This window comes from Nocardia sp. NPDC004340, from assembly GCF_053602575.1.
Genome location: NZ_JBSGDW010000006.1, coordinates 71,890 through 89,361 on the forward strand (window position 1 = coordinate 71,890; position 17,472 = coordinate 89,361).

A 17,472-nucleotide genomic window follows, 5' to 3' on the forward strand; every position below is an offset into this window, starting at 1 on the left:
GGCTCAGTGGGCACGGCCGGCCGCCGCTTCTTCGGCGCGGGTCAGGCCGCACAGGCCGATCAGGTCTTCGTGCAGCTCGAACCACACGGTGTGGTAGCTGTCCATGATCGGACGCGCCACGTAGGTGTGGTCGCCCTCGCCGATGCGCTCGACGGCGCGGTCCAGGCGATCCAGGTAGCGGGACAGGCGCGGGGCCAGGCCGCCCAGGCGGGCGATCAGCGGACGCAGGGTCTGGTGGGTCCCGTTGAGGCGGGCCAGGACCGAGGCGTCGTAGTCGGCGTCGGCGTGGTCGTTGACCGTGGCCGAGTCCTTCATCTGCCAGTCGGTGATGATGACCTTGAGATCGGCGTTGAAGACGCAGAACTCGTCGTAGGCGGCGGTCATGGCGGCCGCGTCGACGGTGCCGCGCTCCTCGGCGAGCAGCTGCTCCAGGCGCGGGCGGCCCTCCGGGGTGATGCGGAAGCCGGCCGGGGTGGTGGCGCAGTAGCCCGCGGTCACCAGATCCTCACAGCGGGAGGCGATCTCGGCGGTGTCGGCGAACAGGCTGAGCGCCAGGTTGTCGGCGTTCACCCGACCCTTGATGCCGACCAGCCGCAGCACGGCCAGTTCGGTGACGGGAGCGTTCACGGCGGTCACTTCCTCCTGCTCGGCGTTCTCGCCTGCGGCGGAACGGTTTTCCAGGCGCTCGGCCAGCTGTTCGCCGTCCACGCCCGCCCACTGGGCGAGCTGGCGCACGTCGTCGAGCACGGACTGCTCGACCGGCTTGGCGACGACCTCGCCGGGCAGCACCAGACCGGCGCCGCCGTCGACGGTGACCGTCTTACCGGTCAGCGCGGCCACCACACCCGGGCCGCAGCCGACCACGCACGGGCGGCCGAGTTCGCGGCTCACCAGCGCGGCATGCGAGGTGGTGCCGCCCAGTTCGGTGACGATGGCGCGCGCGGCGATCATGCCGTGCAGATCGTCGGGGCTGGTGGTGGGACGGACCAGGATGACATCCTCGCCCGCCTCGGCGCGGGTCTCGGCCTCGTCGGGGTCGGTCACGACCACGCCGGAAGCCAGTCCGGGGCAGGCGGATTCGCCGCGGGCGAGGGGCTCCTGGCCGCCGGTGTCACCGGAGGCGGGACGCAGCACCTCGCGCACCTGGTCGGGGGTCACCCGGTCCAGGGCCTCGTCGGCGCTGATCAGGCCCTCTTCGACCATGGCGACGGCGGTGCGCACCGCGGCGCGGGCCGACCGCTTGGCCGGACGCGACTGCAGCAGCCACAGGGTGCCGGACTCGACGGTGAACTCGATGTCCTGCAGGTCGCGGCCGTCGTGCTCCAGCAGCTGCGCGGCGGCGATGAGCCGCTCGTGCACGGCGGGCTGGGTGACGGCCAGATCGTCGAGGGGGCGCGGGGTCAGGCGGCCGGACACGACATCCTCGCCCTGCCCGCCGACCAGCCACTCGCCGTAGACGGGGGTGTCGCCGGTATTGGGGTTGCGGCTGAAAAGCACGCCGGTGCCGGACGATTCGTCGAGGTTGCCGAACACCATGGCCTGCACGGTGACCGCGGTGCCCATGGTGTCGGCCAGGCCGCGGTGGGCGCGATAGGTCTTGGCGCGCGGGGAATCCCAGGATCGGAACACGGCCTCGATGGCGCCGCGCAGCTGATCCCACGGGTCGGCCGGGACGACGCCGTTCGGGTCACCGAGCACGGTCTCGCGGTACTGGTGCACGAAACGGGAGCGGGTGTCGTCCGCGTAGCCGGGGTTGCGGGTCTCGGCGGCCAGCGCCTGCTGCACCGCGTCGGTCATGCCCAGGTTGAGGACGGTGTCCATCATGCCGGGCATGGAGATCGCCGCGCCCGAACGCACCGACACCAGCAGCGGGCGATCGGCCGATCCGAAGCGGCGGCCGGTGCCGCGCTCGATCATGGCGATGCCCTCGAGCACCTGCGCCCAGATCTCCTCGGCGATCGCGCCGCGGGTGGTGTAGTCGGCCCAGCCGTCGGTGGTGATCACGAACGCGGGCGGCACCGGCAGCCCGAGCGCCCGCATGTGATCGATGCTCCACGCCTTGCCGCCGATCTTGTCCCGCGACAAGCCGCACGCGCCGTCGAGTTCGACAACGGTGGTCGCGCCCGCCGCGAGGTCCTGGCGCTGCGCAAGCTCCGTTCCGGCCGTCATGTCACTCCTTCGAGATTCTGGATTCATTCGCACTCCAGCGCTCCGCCGCTGCTCGAGCGGCCTGCCGGGCAATATCCGTCCCCCCGACGGTTCCACTACAACGAGGGTGCCGTGTGACGCCCCGCACCCCCAAGTCCCATCCCGATGACCGGAATCCCGCCCGGCACCCCGACGCCACGCGCGGGGAGGAGCACCCAAAGGTTCGCGGCGCGTCTCGTTCTGGACTGACGGAGCGGGGGAGCGAAGCGGAGGAGCGGAGGAGGGAAGAACGAGACCTCCAGCGCCGCGAACCAGCCCGGAGCGAAGCGGAGGGCAGTCCAGTACGGCACGCCCGGTCAGCGGGATGGCACGGCGAAAAAGGGCGATCGGGTGAGAGGGCTGGGGCAGGATGGGCGGATGGATCGGCGGCACTCGGGCGGCATCTCCGCGGTCGGAAGTGTGACGACCATTCCGGCGCTGGTGGCCGATCGGGCGCGGCGATATCCCGAAGCCGTCGCGATTGCCGGACCGGCCGGGCGGCTCACTTTCGCCGAGCTGGCCGAGGAGGCCGCAGCGGTGACGCGGGCCGCCATCGCCTCCGGGTTGGAGCCGGGCGATCGGGTCGGGCTGTGGGCTCCCAACAGTGTCCGATGGATCGTGACCGCCCTCGGCATGCTCGGCGCGGGCGCGACCCTGGTGCCGATCAGCACCCGGCTGCGCGGCCCGGAAACCGCCGAGGTGCTGGCCCGCAGCCACGCCAAAGCCGTGTGCACCGTGCAGGAATTCCTGGGCGCGGACTATCCGGCCATGCTCGCCGAATCCGGTGTCGAGCTACCGGATCTGGAGCACCTCATCCTGCTCGACGACGCCCGCGGCGAGAGCGCGGCGGACTGGGACATCAGCTCGTGGGCCGGGTTCCTGGCCCCCGGCGCGGTGATCGAGCCGCGGTCCGCGATCGAACGCACCGCCGCCGTCGACCCGGAGTCCATCTCCGACATCCTGTTCACCTCCGGCACCACCGGCACCCCGCGCGGCGTACTCGCCACGCACCGCCAGACGCTGGAGGTCTTCGCCCGGTGGTCCGAGGTCGTCACCCTGCGCCCGCGTGACCGATATTTGCTGGCGAACCCGTTCTCGCACACCTTCGGCTACAAGGCGGGCATCCTGGCATGCCTGCTACGCACCGCCACCATGGTCCCGATGGAACGCTTCGACGCGGCCGGCGCCCTCCACCTGATCGAGAGCGAACGCATCACCGTCCTGGCCGGGCCGCCAACGCTTTTCACCGACCTGCTCGCCGCCGGCCCCGACGACTACCTGCTCGGCTCGCTCCGCCTGGCGGGCACCGGCGGCTCCACCATCCCCGCCGAACTGGTCCGCCGTATTCACGAGGACCTGCGCATTCCCGCCGTCTTCACCGCCTACGGCCTGACCGAATCGATCGGCGTGGTGTCCATCTGCCCACCCGACTCCCCCGCCGAACTGGCCGCCGACACCGTCGGAAAACCCCTGCCCGGCAGTGAGATCCGCATCGTGGACCGGGAAGGCAAACCCCTCGAGACCGGCGAGACCGGCGAGGTCACCGTCCGCGGCCCCAATGTCATGCACGGCTACCTGGACGATCCGGCGGCCACCGCCGCCGCCATCGACCCCGACGGCTTCCTGCACACCGGCGACATCGGCACCCTCGACCCCGACGGCTACCTGCGCATCACCGACCGGCTCAAGGACATGTTCATCGTGGGCGGCTTCAATGCCTACCCGGCCGAGATCGAACGAGTCCTGCTGCGGCACCCCGATATCCGCGATGTCGCCGTGATCGGCATCCCCGACGAGCGGCTCGGCGAGGTGGGCCGCGCCTACGTGGTCCCCGTCGCCGGGGCCGCCGCCGATCCGGCCCCCATCATCGAATGGTCCCGCGCCCGGCTGGCGGGCTACAAGGTGCCGCGGGAGATCGTCTTCGCCGACGACCTCCCGCGCAATGCCGGCGGCAAGGTGCTCAAACAGCGCCTGCGCGACCCGGACTGATCAGTTCCCCAGCACCGGGCCGTCGGCCCAGCGGTACAGGTGGGCGATCGCCGGGTCCACGATGGAGCCCGGGATCTCGGCATCGAACCAGCGGTCGACATGCGTCCAGTGGTACGGGTGCAGCAGGTAGTCGCCATTGAGGCCGTCGGGGTCGGCGAACTCCTGCTCCCAGACGTGCGTCCAGCGGGCGTGGCCGGGGACCCGGCTCAACGACCAGGACCGGATGGCCGGGATGTGGGCGGGCATGGCCATCAGGTCGGATTCGAAGCGCGACACCGTATCCGGGGAGGTGCCTTCCCGGACGGTGAGCAGCAGGGTGCGCTTCACCCGGCGGGGCGTGTCGAGGCGGACCACGCGGGCGTGCACGGGGGCCAGCGGCACCAGGTCGGCCGCACCGGGCAGGCCCGGCAGGACCGCGCTGGGCGTCGACTCGGTGGTCAGGTCCCACAGCGCGCCCAGGCCGCCCGCGCTGCCCGGCAGATCGACCCCGGCCGAGCAGTGCGCCACAGCAGGATTCGCGGATGCCGCCGAGGCGAAGGCGGCCAGCCGGCCGTCGGCGTCGTCGGCGGGCGGGGCGGTGAGAATCACCCAGCGAGTCATGCCTGCACCTCCTGCACCGCCATGACGTGCCGCTCCCTGGTCAGGGCGACCGCGTCGGTGTCGGACCAGAAGGCCGCCACGCCCGGATCGGCGGCGGCCGCCGCTCGCATGCCGTAGAAGTCGTAGATACCCGGCAGCTCCCAGATGATCTGCACGGCCACCGAATCCGCGCCGGTGTGCTCACGCAGCACCTGCGGGGCGCGCAGGCCGCGCGCGGTGGCGCCGGGCAGGTAGTCGCCGCGCCACCGGGCGAGCCAGTCCTCGGCGCGATCGGCGGGCAGGACGACGCGGTCGAACACGCGGACGGGGGTCGCCGGGTTCACAGCTTCGACTCCACGTCGTTGCGGTACCGATCCACGTAGGCCGCAAGGTTTTCCACTCCGTTGAGCAGGGACTCCGGGCCGAACATGGGCGGGGTCAGCACGATGCGGCTCGCACCGGCGGTGACGTAGGGGCGCACGTAGTCGGCGTCGAACTCGCGGACGAAGTCGAACGAGCCGGGCCAGATCGTCATCTCGACGGCGTCCTCGGAACGTCCCGCCGCGGCGGACAGTTCGCGGATCTTGTCCGCGCCGCGCGCGAAATCCTCCGAGGAGATCGTGTACGGGAACCAGCCGTCACCGACCTTCGCCGCGCGCCGCACCGCGGGAGCGCTGTTGCCGCCCAGCACGATCGGGATCGACCGCTCGGGCCGCGGCTGGCAGAACAGATCGTCGAACGACACATGCTTGCCGTGATAGGTCGCCGGCTCCTGCGTCCACAGTGCCCGCATCGCCCCGATGGCGTCGTCGAGCCGGGTGCCGCGTTCCTCGAACGGCACGCCGATCGCCGCGTATTCCTCCTTCTGCCAGCCGATCCCGAGGCCGAGCAGCAGGCGGCCGTCCGAGATCCGGTCCAGCGTGGCCGCCCGCTTGGCCAGCACCACCGGGCTGTGCAGCGGGGCCACCACCATCGCGGTGCCCAGCCTCACCGTGCTCGACGCCGCCGCCACGAACGCCAGGGTCTCCAGCGGATCGGTCATCGGCACCCCGATACCGCCGCCGCCGGGCATCCGGCCGTCGGGCGAGTACGGGTACAGCGGCTCGTAATCCTGAGCCACCACAACGTGTTCCACGGTCCAGATCGACTCCAGCCCACATTCCTCGGCCGCCGCGGCGAACTCCCGTAGGAATCCGCCCGAGGTCACCAGGCCGTCGAGATATGGCATGAGCATGCCGATGCGCATCGGACGCCTCCGTCCTTCCGGGTACGGCCCAACCTGAGCCACCCGTCGATCGTGGCTGTTGCGGAGGTCACAATCAGGAGAGATCCCGTTCACTGAGATCGGATACATCCGCAGGTCATGGCATGTTTACCCGGCAACGTCCAGTAGCCCCGCACCGGATGGCGCGGGGCTGCTGCACACACTCTCCCCTCGGGCCGTGCCCCGGTGCGGAACGCACCGGGGCACGGGAGTTCCCGCGAGCTGGGTTAAATCTCCTTGCGCATCTGGGCGGTCAGGGGCTTCATGTAGCCCGAGCCGAGCAGGCGGCGCATGACGTTCATCGCCTTGGCGTCCTTGCCGATCAGGATGAGCGGCTTGTTCTTCCGGATGCCGTTGACGATCGTCTTGGCGCAGTCCTCCGGGCTGGTCTGGGCCAGGCGGTCGAAGTTGGCGGCCAGGTCGTCGCGGGAGCGGTTGGCGGCAGCCCGTGCCTTCCAGGCGATCTCGGTCTTGATCATGCCCGGGTGGACGCTCGAGACGCCCACATTGTGCCCGGCGATGATCATCTCCTGGCGCAGCGCGTCGCTGATCGCGTGCATGGCGTACTTCGACGAGCTGTAGCCGCCCTGGCTGGGGCAGGCCACCAGGCCGAACATGCTGGAGACATTGGCGACATGGCCGTCCCCGGAGGCGATCACGTGCGGCAGGAACGCCTTCACGCCGTGCAGGGTGCCCCAGTAGTTGATGCCGAAGATCCACTCCAGGTCTTCCCAGGAGACTTCCTCGATATTGGCGGTCAGCGAGACACCGGCGTTGTTGATGACGATGTTGACCTTGCCGAAATCGGCCACGACCTCGTCGGCGTGCGCGTAGACGGCGGCGCGGTCGGCCACGTCCAGCTTGTAGGCCCGCGCCTTGGCGCCGACCTTCTCGCACAGCGCCACGGTCTCGGCGACATTGTCGTAGTTGCGGCCGGACAGGGCCAGCTGGGCTCCGTTGCGCGCCAGCTCGAGCGCGAGCGCCCGGCCGATGCCCGCTCCCGCACCGGTGATCACAGCGACTTTGCCGTGGAAGTCCTTCATGGGTGTTTCCTTGTCTCGCTTCGCGAATAACCCCGGCGAATCCGGGGACCGGAGCCTTACTGGGTGGTGAAGCCGCCGTCGGCGATGAACTCGGCGCCGGTGCTGTAGGAGGAGTCGTCGGAGATGAGGAACAGCACCATGTTGGCGAGTTCCTCGGGGGTGGCCGGACGGGCGATGGGCTGATTGGCCGCGATGCTCGCCGACCGCTCGGACGCGGCCACCATCTCGGTGGCCACGATGCCCGGATGCACGGAGTTGACGCGGACATTGTCGGCCGCGAATTCCTGTGCGGCCGTTTTGCTCATGCCGCGCACGGCCCACTTGGAGGCCACGTAGCCGAGGATGTTCGAGTAGCCGATCAGGCCGCCGGTCGAGGAGATGTTCACGATGGAACCCACCCCGGCGCGGCGCATGGAGCCGATGACGGCCTTCATGCCCAGGAACACGCCGACCTGGTTGACGTCGATCACCTTGCGGTAGTCGGCCTCCGAGAGCTTCTCGATGGGGTCGACGTGCACGATGCCCGCGTTGTTGACCAGGCCCGAGACCGGCCCGAAGGCCGCCTCGGTCCGCGCGACCACGTCGTTCCAGGCCGCCTCGTCGGTGACGTCGAGCGGGAAGAACCGGGCGGCGCCACCGATCTCGGCGGCGACGGCCTCCCCGGCCTCGACGAGCACGTCGGTGATCACCACCTTCGCCCCCTCGGCCGCGAGCTTGCGGGCGAAGGCCGCCCCCATGCCGCGCGCGCCGCCGGTGACGATGACGACCTTCGAATCAACCCGTCCCATGTCAGTTCTCCTGCGCTGCCGCTGATTCCACGTCGGCCAGGTGGTTGGCCGCGATGTAGCCGAACACCATGGCGGGGCCGATGGTGGCGCCCGCGCCGGCGTAGTCGTTGCCCATGACGGCGGCGGAGTTGTTACCCGCCGCGTACAGGCCCGGGATGACGTCGCCCTGGTCGTTCAGGACGCGGGCGTGCTCGTCGGTGACCAGGCCGCCCTTGGTGCCCAGGTCGCCCGGCACCATCTCGACCGCGTAGAACGGGCCGCGCTCGAGCGGGGCCAGGGTCGGGTTGGGCTTGACGGTCGGGTCGCCGTAGTAGCGGTCGTAGGCCGAGTCGCCGCGCTGGTAGTCCTCGTCCCGGCCGTTGCGGGCGAAGACGTTGAAGCGCTCGACGGTGGCGGCCAGCTTGTTCGCCGGGATGCCCAGCTTGTCCGCCAGCTCGGCCAGGGTGTCGGCCTGCTTGATGATGCCCGCGTCGAAGTACTTCTGGGGCAGCGGCCGCTTGGGGAAGTTGCCCAGGAACAGGTACCGGTCACGGAAGTTCTGGTCGAAGATGAAGTGCGCGGGAATGCTGCCCGGCACCTTCTTCTCCTCCTCGTACATGGTGTGCACGACATTCACGTACGGCGCGGACTCGTTGACGAAGCGGTCGCCCTTGGCGTTGACCACGATCGCGCCCGGCTGCGAACGCTCGGCCAGCATGAAGAACGGCGGGCCGTCGGGGTTGCGCACCGAGGGACCCCACCAGGCGTCGTCCATCAGATCGACCGCCGCGCCGGCCTTCTGGCCCGCGACGATGCCCTCGCCGACGTTCTCCGTAGCGCCCACGGTCCAGCCGGTGTTCTGCGGGCCGTCGATGTACTGCTCACGCATCTCGAGGTTGTGCTCGAAACCGCCCGCGGCCAGCACCACGCCGCGGCGGGCCTTGATGGTGACGGTGCGGCCCTCGTGCTCGGCGCGCACGCCGACCACGGTGCCGCCCTCGATGACCAGGTCGGTGAGCGGGGTGTTCAGCCACACCGGCACGCCCGCGTCGCGCAGCGACAGCCACAGCCGGGCGGCGAGCGCCTTGCCCAGGCTGAGCGGCTTGGCGCCCTTGATCATGTTCAGCGCGGTCTGCGCGCCGACCTTCATGGCGGTCTTCTTGCCCGCCCAGGTGCGGGCGATCATGTTCAGGTCGTGGAAGTCCTTGACCGTGATCGCGATGCCCTTGGGGGCGGACATGGTCGGGCGGTTGATCTTGTCCAGATCCGCGCCGAGCAGGCGGCCGTCGATGATCTTGGGCTCGATGCTGCGACCCTGCGCCAGACCACCCGGGAACTCCGGGTGGTAGTCGGAGTAGCCGCGGTCGTAGGCGAACGCCCAGTGCTTGGAGCGGGCGCCGATGTAGCGGAACATCTCCGGGCCCTGCTCCAGGAACGCGCGCTGCTTGGCCTCCGGAACCCGGTCGCCGACAACGGCTTTCAGGTAGGTGCGGGCCATCTCCGGGCTGTCCGGCACGCCCGCGGCCTGCAGCACCGGGTTGTTCGGCACCCAGATGCCGCCGCCCGAGCGCGCGGTGGAGCCGCCGAACAGGCTGCTCTTCTCGATCAGGGTGACCGACAGGCCCCGGTAGGCGGCGGTCAGCGCGGCGGTCATGCCGGCCGCGCCGGAACCCACCACAACGACGTCGAATTCGAATTCCATGAATCTCGTTCCTTAGTAGCCGCAGCTGGTCAGCATGCCGCCGTCGACGACGAATTCGCCTCCGGTGCAATAGCTCGAGGCGTCCGAGGCCAGGAACAACGCCACCTCGGAGACCTCGACCGGCTGACCCCAGCGCGGAATGGGCAATTCGGAGAAGAAGGAGTTGCCGTCCACCCCGGACGCGCCCGCCACGGACGCGGTCATAGGGGTGGCGATGCCGCCGGGATGGATCGAGTTCACCCGGATACCCGAGTGCCCCAGTTCCCGGGCGGCGGACTTGGTGAGACCCCGCAGCGCGAACTTGCTCGCGCTGTAGGCCGACAGACCGGCCGCACCGACGAAGCCCTCGACCGAGGACACGTTCACGATGGACCCGCCACCGGCCTCGATCAGGGCGGGCGCGGCGGTCTTGATGCCGAGGAAAGCGCCCGTGACGTTGATGTTCATGATGGTCTGGAACTCGTCCAGGCTCATCTCCACGATGCGCTTGAACCGCAGGATGCCGGCATTGTTGACCAGCACGTCCAGCTTGCCGAACGTGGCGACGGCCGCGGAAACCGCTGCCTGCCAGTCGCTTTCGCTGGTGACGTCCTGGTGCACGAAATGGACGGCGTCGCCCAGCTCCGCGGCCAGGGCCTTGCCCTCGTCGTCGAGCACGTCGCCGAACACGACCTTGGCGCCCTCGGCCACGAAACGGCGCACATGCTCCGCTCCCATGCCCCGGGCGCCACCGGTCACCAGCGCTACCTTGCCGTCCAGCTGTCCCACCTGATCCCGTCCTTCCGCTGCTGTTCAACCGACGCTAAGTCCCGATGCGGAAGACCGGCACGGTGTGGTCCCGGCCACTGAGACAACCTCATGACCTGAGGCTATGGGTGCAGTTGTATTCCGTTTAGGCATAAACGCCCGGACGGGTGAGGCAGCGCCCACCGACGGGCCCCGACTGCGCGGCAAGGAGTCCTCGGATGAAGTTCTCGATGATCTTCGAAGCGCAGATGACCGATCCCACCGCCGCCCACGAAGCCCAGGTGCTGCGCGACTGCGTCGAGCAGGCCGTGCTGGCCGATCAGGTCGGCTTCGACACCGTCTGGGCCGTCGAACACCACGGGCTCAAGTGGTACGCCCACATGAGCGCGCCGGAGATCTTCCTGACCTGGGTGGCCGCGCAGACCCAGCGGATCCGGATCGGGCACGGCGTGGTCTGCATGCCGTTCAACTTCAATCACCCCGTCCGCGCGGCCGAACGCGCCGCCATGCTCGACGTGCTGTCGGGCGGCCGCCTGAACCTGGGCGCGGGCCGCGGCGCGACCGCCGTCGAGACCTCCATGTGCGGAGTCGATCCCGACCGCACCTACCAGGAGGTCGAGGAATCGCTGCGGATGATCGCCGCCGCCTGGCAAGACCCCGAGGGCGAATTCGAATACCACGGTGAACTGCTCGACATCGACCCGCACCACCTGCTGCCGCGGCCGGTGCAGCGCCCGCATCCCCCGCTGTTCATGGCCTGCACCAAGAAGGACACACTGAAACTGGCGGCCGAGTACGGAATCGGCGCGCTGGTCCTGGGTTTCGCGGGCATCGAGGAGATCGCCGAACTGCGCCGCATCTACGACGACGCCATCGCGGCCCGCACCGGCGAACGCCTGGTGTCCACCGTCGTCAACGACCACTTCGCGGCGCTGTGCCCGACAATCGTGCTCGACGACCGCGAACGGGCCCGCCAGATCGGCGCGCGCGGGCAGCGGTTCTTCGCCCAGTCCATCAAGTACTACTACGGCGCGGGCCCGGTGCCCGACGAGGCCGTGGACCCGGGCGTGGACGAACTCGCCAAGATGCGCGAGGTCGCCGACGAGCACGTCGCCTACCTGCACGAGGCCAAGATCCCGGTGAAGACCGGGGCCACGGCCATCTTCAACACCGAGCACGCCTACGGCACCGCCGAGGACGCCATCGCCTACGTCGAGCGGCTGCGCGACGCCGGGGCCGACGAGATCCTGTGCCTCATCCAGATGGGCACCGTGCCCCAGGAGGCGTGCCTGGAAACCATCCGGCAGTGGGGGGAGAAGGTCATCCCCCACTTCCGCACCCAGTAGCACCGTCGCAACCCAGACAGAGAAGGAAACCGAAATGGCTGATCTGACAGGCAAAGTCGCCCTGATCACCGGGGCCGCCCGCGGCCAGGGCGCGGCCGAGGCCACGCTGTTCGTCCGGCGCGGCGCGAAGGTGGTCATCACCGACGTGCTCGAGGCCGAGGGCAAGGAACTCGCCGAATCCCTCGGCGAGAACGCCCGTTTCGTGCGCCACGACGTCACCGACTCCGAGAGCTGGGACGCCGCGGTGGCGGTGGCCGTCGACACCTTCGGCAAGCTCGACGTGCTGGTGAACAATGCCGCCATCTACACCATGAAGCCGATCGCGGAGACCACTCCCGAAGAGCTGGAACGGATCCTGCACGTCAACCTGGTCGGCGCGTTCCGCGGCATCAAGGCGGTGCTGCCGGCCATGACCGCCAACGGCGGCGGCTCCATCGTGAACATCTCCTCGCAGTCCGGGCTCGAGGGCCTGATGAACCACTCCGCCTACGGCTCCTCCAAGTGGGGTCTGCGCGGCCTGTCCAAGGTCGCCGCCCTGGAGCTGGGCTTGTCCCAGATCCGGGTCAACTCGGTGTACCCCGGCCCCATCGCCACCCCGATGGTGCCCTACCTGACCACCGGCCCCGGCAGCTTCCCGACCCTGCCGCTCGAGCGCACCGGCCTGCCCGAGGAGGTCGCCGAACTGGTCGCCTTCCTCGCCTCCGACGCCTCGGCCTACATCACGGGTGCGGAGGTGGCCATCGACGGCGGCCTGGCCGCGGGCAAGTTCATCCCGCGCGGCATGTAGTTCCGCGAACCCCGCAGTGACACAGCGCGATCCAGGAAGGCCCGTAATGACCCTGTCCCCCGAATGGCAGACCTTCGTCGACGCCGCCACCGCGGCGTTCCCGGCATTGGGCACCGAGGTGTTCGACGCCGTCGAAGCACGGGCCTTCCTGGCCGCCCGTCGCCCCGCCCCCGTCGAGCCCATTCCCGTTGCGGGAGTGGAGGATCGCGCGGTACCGGGCCCGGCCGGCGCGCCCGAGGTGCCGGTGCGGGTGTACCGGCCGCTGGACGCCGAACCCGTTCCGGCCATCGTGGTCTTCTACCACGGCGGCGGATTCGTGCTGTGCGGCTTGGACTCCCACGACCGCTTCTGCCGCACCATGGCCAATGAGGCCGGGGTGATCGTGGTGTCGGTGGACTACCGCCGCGCCCCCGACGCCCGCTTCCCGGCCGCGGCCGACGACGCCTCCGCGGTGCTGCGCTGGGTCGCCGAGCACGCCGAGGACCTGGGCGGGGACGCCGGCCGGATCGCGGTGGCCGGGGACAGCGCGGGCGGCAATCTGGCCACCGTCGCCGCCCTCGCCGCGCGTGACAACGGCGGACCCGAGCTCGCGTTCCAGCTGCTCATGTACCCGATGCTGGATCCGGCCTGCGATCGGCCGTCGCACACCGAGAACGCGGAGGGGTACTTCACCACCGCGGCGCACATCCGGTGGTACTGGGAGCAGTATCTGTTCTCCGATGCCGAGAAGTCCGACCCCTACGCCAATCCCACCATCGCCGACCTCACCGGGCTGCCGCCCGCGCACATCGCCACCGCGGAATTCGATCCGCTGCGCGACGAGGGCGAGGCCTACGGGCAGCGGCTGCGCGAGGCCGGGGTGGAGACCGAGATCCACCGCTGGGACGGCACCGTGCACGGGTTCATGTCGATGGCCTTCCATCTGCGAGAAACCCAGCGCGCCAATGCGACCGCGTTCACCGCGCTGCGCCGGGCGCTGGCGCGCACGCCCGTCGTCTGAATTTCACCGCTCGTTCCCGGCCCGACCGGTTAGCATCACCTGCGTTCGCCCGTTTGAAACGTCAGGAACTCACTTGCCGGTTGCACGCCCCACCCCGGTCACCGGAGCGGCCACGCTCACCACGGCCCTGGCATTGGCCACCTCGACCCTGGCGCTCGCCACATCAGGCCTGGCCCTGGCGGGCAGCGCCGACGCCGCACCCCAGTACTACGGCACCCTCGCACTGTCCCGGCTGAAGAACACCGCGGTCACCGGCACCGACGCGAACCGGGTCGTCGCCGACGCCGCCGCGATCCGCGACTGCGCCAGCTACGACTGCGAGATCGTGCTGCGCTTCAGCGACGGCTGCGGCGCGGTCGCCCAGGGCGCGGACGGCGCCTGGGGCTGGGCCGTCGGACCCAGCCTCGCCGAGGCCGAACAGAACGCGGTCGCGGGGCTCGGCCAGAGCGCTCCCCCGTTCCCCGACCTGGGCAGCGCACAGCCCCGCGCCGCCCGGGTGGCCGCCAGCGCCTGCACCGAAAACGCTCGGTAGCAAGCGCTTTCGAGCAGCGGCGTCAGTGCGGGTACTGGGCCTCGTAGGCCGCGCGCTCGGCGGCCCGCCGCGCGGCCCGGGCCGGACTCTCCAGATCCTCCGGGAAACCGTGCTTCACCAATCGGTGGGCACGGTTCATCGGCATGTAGGCCACGATGTAGAACAGCGCCAGCAGCAGGCCGAGCAGGATCACCGAAAGCTGTAGCCACAGCTCGCCCGGCAGCAGGAAGGCGAGCGCGAACACCGGCAGCAACGGCACCAGCTGGCGCACGATGTGCCGGGGCACCGCCCACGCACCGGTGAGGTCGTTGCGCACCCACTCGCGCAAATCGTCCGGCAGCACACTGCCGAAGGTGTAGGCCAGCCACTGAGCAGGGTTGGGGCGCTTCATTTCCGGTGTCCCTTCGTCGATCCGGCGCGTACTGTCTCCGCCGAAACCGACTGCCGCGCCGCGGCATTCACCCGGTTCAGCACATCACGCAGTTCCTCGAGATCCGCCAGACTCACCCCCAGCCGCGCCACCACGGCCGGGGGGATCTTCTCCGCCTCGGTGCGCAGTTCGCGGCCCGCGTCGGTCAGATCCACGACCAGGTTGCGTTCGTCGTGGCTGTCCCGCCGCCGGGTGATGAGCCCCGCCGCCTCCAGCCGCTTGAGCAGCGGCGACAGCGTGGGCGAGTCGAGCTGAATGGCCTCGCCGATGTCCTTGACCGACATCGGCGCCTCACCCCACAACGCCAGCATCACCAGATACTGCGGATGCGTCAGGCCCATCGGTTCCAGCAGCGGCCGATACACCGCCAGGACCGACCGGTTCGCCACGGCCAGCGCGAAACACACCTGCCGGTCCAGCCGCAGCGGGTCGTCGACCTCCACCGTTCCGCCCTCCTCGCTCGTCTTCGTTAGGGCAATAATAGTTAATGCACTAACTGTTCGTCGACGACCCGGTGGGTAATTGGCGTCACATCACTCCCGCGACGCCCGCATGGCCACGATCCGGCCGGTGTCCATGTAGTCGCGGAACAGCGTGACCTGGCCGTTCTCGACCCGGATCACATTGACCGACGTCCGCGCCCACGCCCGGCCGGTCCCGGGGCGCGTGACGTCGACGTCGATCTCGGTGATGAGAGTGTTCGGATCGGCGGTCTCGTGGATGACCGGGCGAATGGCGTGAATCTCGATGCCGGACATGCCCGACCAGCGCTGCGCGAGGTACGCGCGGATCTGCTCGCGGCCCTCGATGCGGGACGGCTCGCCCGGAATGAGGAACGGCATCTCGAACACGACATCCGGGGCGAGCAAGGCCGCGAATCGATCCGCATCGCGCGCGGGCAGGGTGTCGAAGAGTCGAATCACGAGGTCACGAGGGGTTTCCACGGAAGTGGTCATGAGTATCTCCTAAACGGAACGTTGGACCCGCTTAATAATCGGGGCGTGCGCCCCGCTTGTCAACGGCTGAGTAGGCTGTCGGACGTGACGGACAGACCCCTGCGCGCCGACGCCCGCCGCAATCGCGAGCGGGTCCTGGCCGCGGCCCAGGAAGCCTTTGCCGCCGAGGGCATCTCGGTGCCGCTCGACGAGATCGCGCGGCGGGCGGGCGTCGGGGCGGGCACCGTGTACCGCCACTTCCCCACCAAGGAAGCGCTTTTCGAGGCCGCGATCCTGGATCAGGTCGAGAAGATCACCGCGCACGCGCGCGAACTGACCGCGGCCGAGGATCCCGGCACGGTGTTCTTCGAATTCCTCGCGATGATGGTGCTCGAGGGCGGGGTCAAACGAGATCTGGCCGACGCGCTGCGCTCCGGCGGCGCCGAGTATCCGCGCACGGTGTCCCACGATCTGAAAGAGGCGCTGGGGACGCTGCTTTCCCGCGCCCAGGACGCCGGGGCGGTGCGGCCCGAGATCAGCGTCGACGATCTGCTGACCATCATCAAGGGCGTGTTCCTCGCCGTCCACGAAGCCGGAGCCGCACCGGGACTGCGTGAGCGCACCTTCGCCGTGATCGCGGATGGCTTGCGCACGAACCGCTGACCTGCGCCTCCGGGGCGGACAACACTGTCCCACACTCCCTTCCGGACCGGTTCGGCGCGTGACCGCCCGCCCGCGTCCCCCGACCGTGCTCGCAAACGCGCAGCAATGGTCGCTGAAATATTGCGGAATTAACTGAAACATGGGCGAATCGCGCACATGGTTCCGTAATTCCGCGTGTTCTCCCGACTCTGATGCTTGGATGCTCCATGTGCTGACCAATTGCCGCCGGAGTTGACAACGGGAGATCAGATCCGATGAAGCGTGCGATCCGCGCCGTCGCCCTCACAGCCTGTCTAGCCCTGGCAGCCTGCGGCAATGGACCGAAACCCGACGACGCGCCGCCGCCACCGCCACCGCGGACGCTCACCATCGGCATCAAATTCGATCAACCCGGACTCTCGGTCAAGGGCACCGACGGCAGACCACGCGGGTTCGACGTCGACGTCGCGACCTATATCGCCGGGAAGCTGGGCGTCATGCCGGAGCACATCACCTGGCGCGAGGCCCGCACCGACCAACGCGAAACCCTCGTGAGCTCCGGCGCCGTCGACTTCGTCGTCGCCTCGTACTCCATCACCGCCGCCCGCCAGCAGCTGGTCTCCTTCGCCGGGCCCTATCTGCTGGCGGGCCAGGACCTGCTGGTGCGGCAGAGCGAACGCGCCATCGACCAGCCCGAGGACCTGGACGGGCGCACCGTCTGCACAGCCGAGGGCTCCACCTCCGCCGACAAGATCCGCCGCAGCTTCGCCCGATTCGTCCGCCTCACCACCCGGGACAGCTACCCGCAGTGCGTGGCCGACCTGATCACCGGCACCGTCGACGCCGTCACCACCGACGACGTCATCCTCGCCGGCTACGCCGACGAACACCCCGGCACGCTGCGACTGTCCGGCCACCGGTTCACCCGCGAACGCTACGGCGTCGGAGTCCGCAAGGGCGACATCGAATTGCAGGGGCGCATCACCTCGATCATCCGCATGATGATCGACGACGGCAGCTGGCGGCGCGCACTGGAAAAGCACCTCACCGCGACCAGTTACAAACCCCTGCCCGCGCCCGCGGTGTTCAATGCACCCGACCGCGCGGTCGAACCCGGCGACCCCACCACCCTCGACCCGGAATTGGTGAAAGCCGCCAAGGCGGTCGCCGCCACCTCCAATGCCCGCGACTGGGAAGGATTCCGCTCCCTGGTCTGCCCCGAGAACGCCGACGCCATCGACGAAATAGTTTTCCAATACACCCCCCAATACGACAAAACTCTGGGCCCGGAAATACGCAATGCCGGCTACACCAATACCGTCACCGGCGTCACCCAATCCGGCGCCGACTCCGCCACCTTCGCATTCCACGAGACGTTCACCAATGTGCCCGAGAAATACCGGCACTACTTCAAGGACGTCGACTACACCGGCACCATGGTCCGGCGCGAAGGCTCCTGGAAGCTGTGCAGCCTCACCGCCGACTTCGTCGAACCCTGACCGCGAAATAATGCGGTGCGCCG

At 69.4% G+C, this 17,472-nt stretch carries 18 protein-coding genes; 7 read left to right on the plus strand and 11 right to left on the minus strand.

What is annotated here, in order from left to right; genetic code table 11:
- Positions 1–3 precede the first annotated feature (3 nt).
- Entirely contained in the window at positions 4–2,169 is a 2,166-nt protein-coding gene (locus ACWEOI_RS24275) for a pyruvate, phosphate dikinase (RefSeq protein WP_452361109.1), read from the minus strand.
- A 396-nt stretch (positions 2,170–2,565) separates the two neighbouring features.
- Between ACWEOI_RS24275 and ACWEOI_RS24280 the strand changes: the two genes are divergently transcribed.
- Complete coding sequence (locus tag ACWEOI_RS24280) at positions 2,566–4,176, plus strand: FadD3 family acyl-CoA ligase (RefSeq protein WP_452361110.1); 1,611 nt, start codon at positions 2,566–2,568, stop codon at positions 4,174–4,176.
- Here the strand turns inward: ACWEOI_RS24280 and ACWEOI_RS24285 are convergent, their stop codons facing one another.
- From ACWEOI_RS24285 to ACWEOI_RS24315, 7 genes are all read right to left on the minus strand, one after another.
- On the minus strand, positions 4,177–4,776 hold the full coding sequence (locus tag ACWEOI_RS24285) for a Dabb family protein (RefSeq protein ID WP_433671742.1): 600 nt from the start codon (positions 4,774–4,776) through the stop codon (positions 4,177–4,179).
- A complete protein-coding gene (locus tag ACWEOI_RS24290) occupies positions 4,773–5,099 on the minus strand; it encodes a hypothetical protein (protein WP_452361111.1) in 327 nt (108 codons plus the stop codon). Before ACWEOI_RS24290 ends, ACWEOI_RS24285 begins: the two co-directional genes overlap by 4 nt.
- Positions 5,096–6,001, minus strand: a complete 906-nt coding sequence (locus ACWEOI_RS24295) for an LLM class F420-dependent oxidoreductase (RefSeq protein WP_452361112.1) — start codon at positions 5,999–6,001, stop codon at positions 5,096–5,098. The genes ACWEOI_RS24290 and ACWEOI_RS24295 overlap by 4 nt, the downstream gene beginning before the upstream one ends.
- Positions 6,002–6,246: 245 nt before the next feature.
- A complete protein-coding gene (locus ACWEOI_RS24300) occupies positions 6,247–7,062 on the minus strand; it encodes an SDR family NAD(P)-dependent oxidoreductase (protein ID WP_379272998.1) in 816 nt (271 codons plus the stop codon).
- Between the two features lie 56 nt (positions 7,063–7,118).
- Positions 7,119–7,850: a glucose 1-dehydrogenase gene (locus ACWEOI_RS24305; protein ID WP_452361113.1), complete on the minus strand. Its 732-nt coding sequence runs from the start codon at positions 7,848–7,850 to the stop codon at positions 7,119–7,121.
- Between the two features lies 1 nt (position 7,851).
- On the minus strand, positions 7,852–9,531 hold the full coding sequence (gene kstD, locus ACWEOI_RS24310; protein WP_433671738.1) for a 3-oxosteroid 1-dehydrogenase: 1,680 nt from the start codon (positions 9,529–9,531) through the stop codon (positions 7,852–7,854).
- Between the two features lie 12 nt (positions 9,532–9,543).
- Positions 9,544–10,299 (minus strand): glucose 1-dehydrogenase, encoded by a 756-nt coding sequence (locus ACWEOI_RS24315; protein WP_357090165.1) that lies wholly within the window; start codon positions 10,297–10,299, stop codon positions 9,544–9,546.
- 197 nt (positions 10,300–10,496) lie between these two features.
- Here ACWEOI_RS24315 and ACWEOI_RS24320 point away from each other — a divergent pair, with 197 nt between their 5' ends.
- From ACWEOI_RS24320 to ACWEOI_RS24335, 4 genes are all read left to right on the plus strand, one after another.
- Complete coding sequence (locus tag ACWEOI_RS24320; RefSeq protein WP_452361114.1) at positions 10,497–11,624, plus strand: LLM class flavin-dependent oxidoreductase; 1,128 nt, start codon at positions 10,497–10,499, stop codon at positions 11,622–11,624.
- A 34-nt stretch (positions 11,625–11,658) separates the two neighbouring features.
- Entirely contained in the window at positions 11,659–12,411 is a 753-nt protein-coding gene (locus ACWEOI_RS24325; protein WP_433671736.1) for a glucose 1-dehydrogenase, read from the plus strand.
- Between the two features lie 46 nt (positions 12,412–12,457).
- Entirely contained in the window at positions 12,458–13,411 is a 954-nt protein-coding gene (locus ACWEOI_RS24330) for an alpha/beta hydrolase (RefSeq protein ID WP_452361115.1), read from the plus strand.
- Between the two features lie 73 nt (positions 13,412–13,484).
- Entirely contained in the window at positions 13,485–13,943 is a 459-nt protein-coding gene (locus ACWEOI_RS24335; RefSeq protein ID WP_433671734.1) for a DUF4189 domain-containing protein, read from the plus strand.
- Between the two features lie 22 nt (positions 13,944–13,965).
- Here ACWEOI_RS24335 and ACWEOI_RS24340 read toward each other — a convergent pair whose 3' ends face one another.
- The 3 genes from ACWEOI_RS24340 to ACWEOI_RS24350 all read right to left on the minus strand — a co-directional run bounded on the left by ACWEOI_RS24340 (position 13,966) and on the right by ACWEOI_RS24350 (position 15,329).
- On the minus strand, positions 13,966–14,334 hold the full coding sequence (locus tag ACWEOI_RS24340) for a DUF5313 family protein (RefSeq protein WP_433671733.1): 369 nt from the start codon (positions 14,332–14,334) through the stop codon (positions 13,966–13,968).
- Positions 14,331–14,816, minus strand: coding sequence for a MarR family winged helix-turn-helix transcriptional regulator (locus ACWEOI_RS24345; protein WP_452361116.1), 486 nt, complete (start codon positions 14,814–14,816; stop codon positions 14,331–14,333). Before ACWEOI_RS24345 ends, ACWEOI_RS24340 begins: the two co-directional genes overlap by 4 nt.
- A gap of 90 nt (positions 14,817–14,906) precedes the next feature.
- Positions 14,907–15,329, minus strand: coding sequence for a nuclear transport factor 2 family protein (locus tag ACWEOI_RS24350; RefSeq protein ID WP_433671731.1), 423 nt, complete (start codon positions 15,327–15,329; stop codon positions 14,907–14,909).
- Between the two features lie 84 nt (positions 15,330–15,413).
- On the opposite strand from ACWEOI_RS24350, the gene ACWEOI_RS24355 reads away from it, so the two are divergent.
- Entirely contained in the window at positions 15,414–15,971 is a 558-nt protein-coding gene (locus ACWEOI_RS24355; RefSeq protein ID WP_433671730.1) for an SbtR family transcriptional regulator, read from the plus strand.
- Positions 15,972–16,225: 254 nt separating this feature from the next.
- Entirely contained in the window at positions 16,226–17,449 is a 1,224-nt protein-coding gene (locus ACWEOI_RS24360) for a glutamate ABC transporter substrate-binding protein (RefSeq protein WP_452361117.1), read from the plus strand.
- The last annotated feature ends 23 nt before the right edge of the window (positions 17,450–17,472 follow it).

Excerpts from the sequence above, each read along its gene's own strand:
- ACWEOI_RS24275 (WP_452361109.1), bottom strand. The coding sequence starts at position 2,169 with ATGACGGCCGGAACGGAGCTTGCGCAGCGCCAGGACCTCGCGGCGGGC.
- ACWEOI_RS24280 (WP_452361110.1), top strand. The coding sequence starts at position 2,566 with ATGGATCGGCGGCACTCGGGCGGCATCTCCGCGGTCGGAAGTGTGACG.
- ACWEOI_RS24285 (WP_433671742.1), bottom strand. The coding sequence starts at position 4,776 with ATGACTCGCTGGGTGATTCTCACCGCCCCGCCCGCCGACGACGCCGAC.
- ACWEOI_RS24295 (WP_452361112.1), bottom strand. The coding sequence starts at position 6,001 with ATGCGCATCGGCATGCTCATGCCATATCTCGACGGCCTGGTGACCTCG.
- ACWEOI_RS24300 (WP_379272998.1), bottom strand. The coding sequence starts at position 7,062 with ATGAAGGACTTCCACGGCAAAGTCGCTGTGATCACCGGTGCGGGAGCG.
- ACWEOI_RS24305 (WP_452361113.1), bottom strand. The coding sequence starts at position 7,850 with ATGGGACGGGTTGATTCGAAGGTCGTCATCGTCACCGGCGGCGCGCGC.
- kstD (WP_433671738.1), bottom strand. The coding sequence starts at position 9,531 with ATGGAATTCGAATTCGACGTCGTTGTGGTGGGTTCCGGCGCGGCCGGC.
- ACWEOI_RS24320 (WP_452361114.1), top strand. The coding sequence starts at position 10,497 with ATGAAGTTCTCGATGATCTTCGAAGCGCAGATGACCGATCCCACCGCC.
- ACWEOI_RS24325 (WP_433671736.1), top strand. The coding sequence starts at position 11,659 with ATGGCTGATCTGACAGGCAAAGTCGCCCTGATCACCGGGGCCGCCCGC.
- ACWEOI_RS24330 (WP_452361115.1), top strand. The coding sequence starts at position 12,458 with ATGACCCTGTCCCCCGAATGGCAGACCTTCGTCGACGCCGCCACCGCG.
- ACWEOI_RS24340 (WP_433671733.1), bottom strand. The coding sequence starts at position 14,334 with ATGAAGCGCCCCAACCCTGCTCAGTGGCTGGCCTACACCTTCGGCAGT.
- ACWEOI_RS24350 (WP_433671731.1), bottom strand. The coding sequence starts at position 15,329 with ATGACCACTTCCGTGGAAACCCCTCGTGACCTCGTGATTCGACTCTTC.
- ACWEOI_RS24360 (WP_452361117.1), top strand. The coding sequence starts at position 16,226 with ATGAAGCGTGCGATCCGCGCCGTCGCCCTCACAGCCTGTCTAGCCCTG.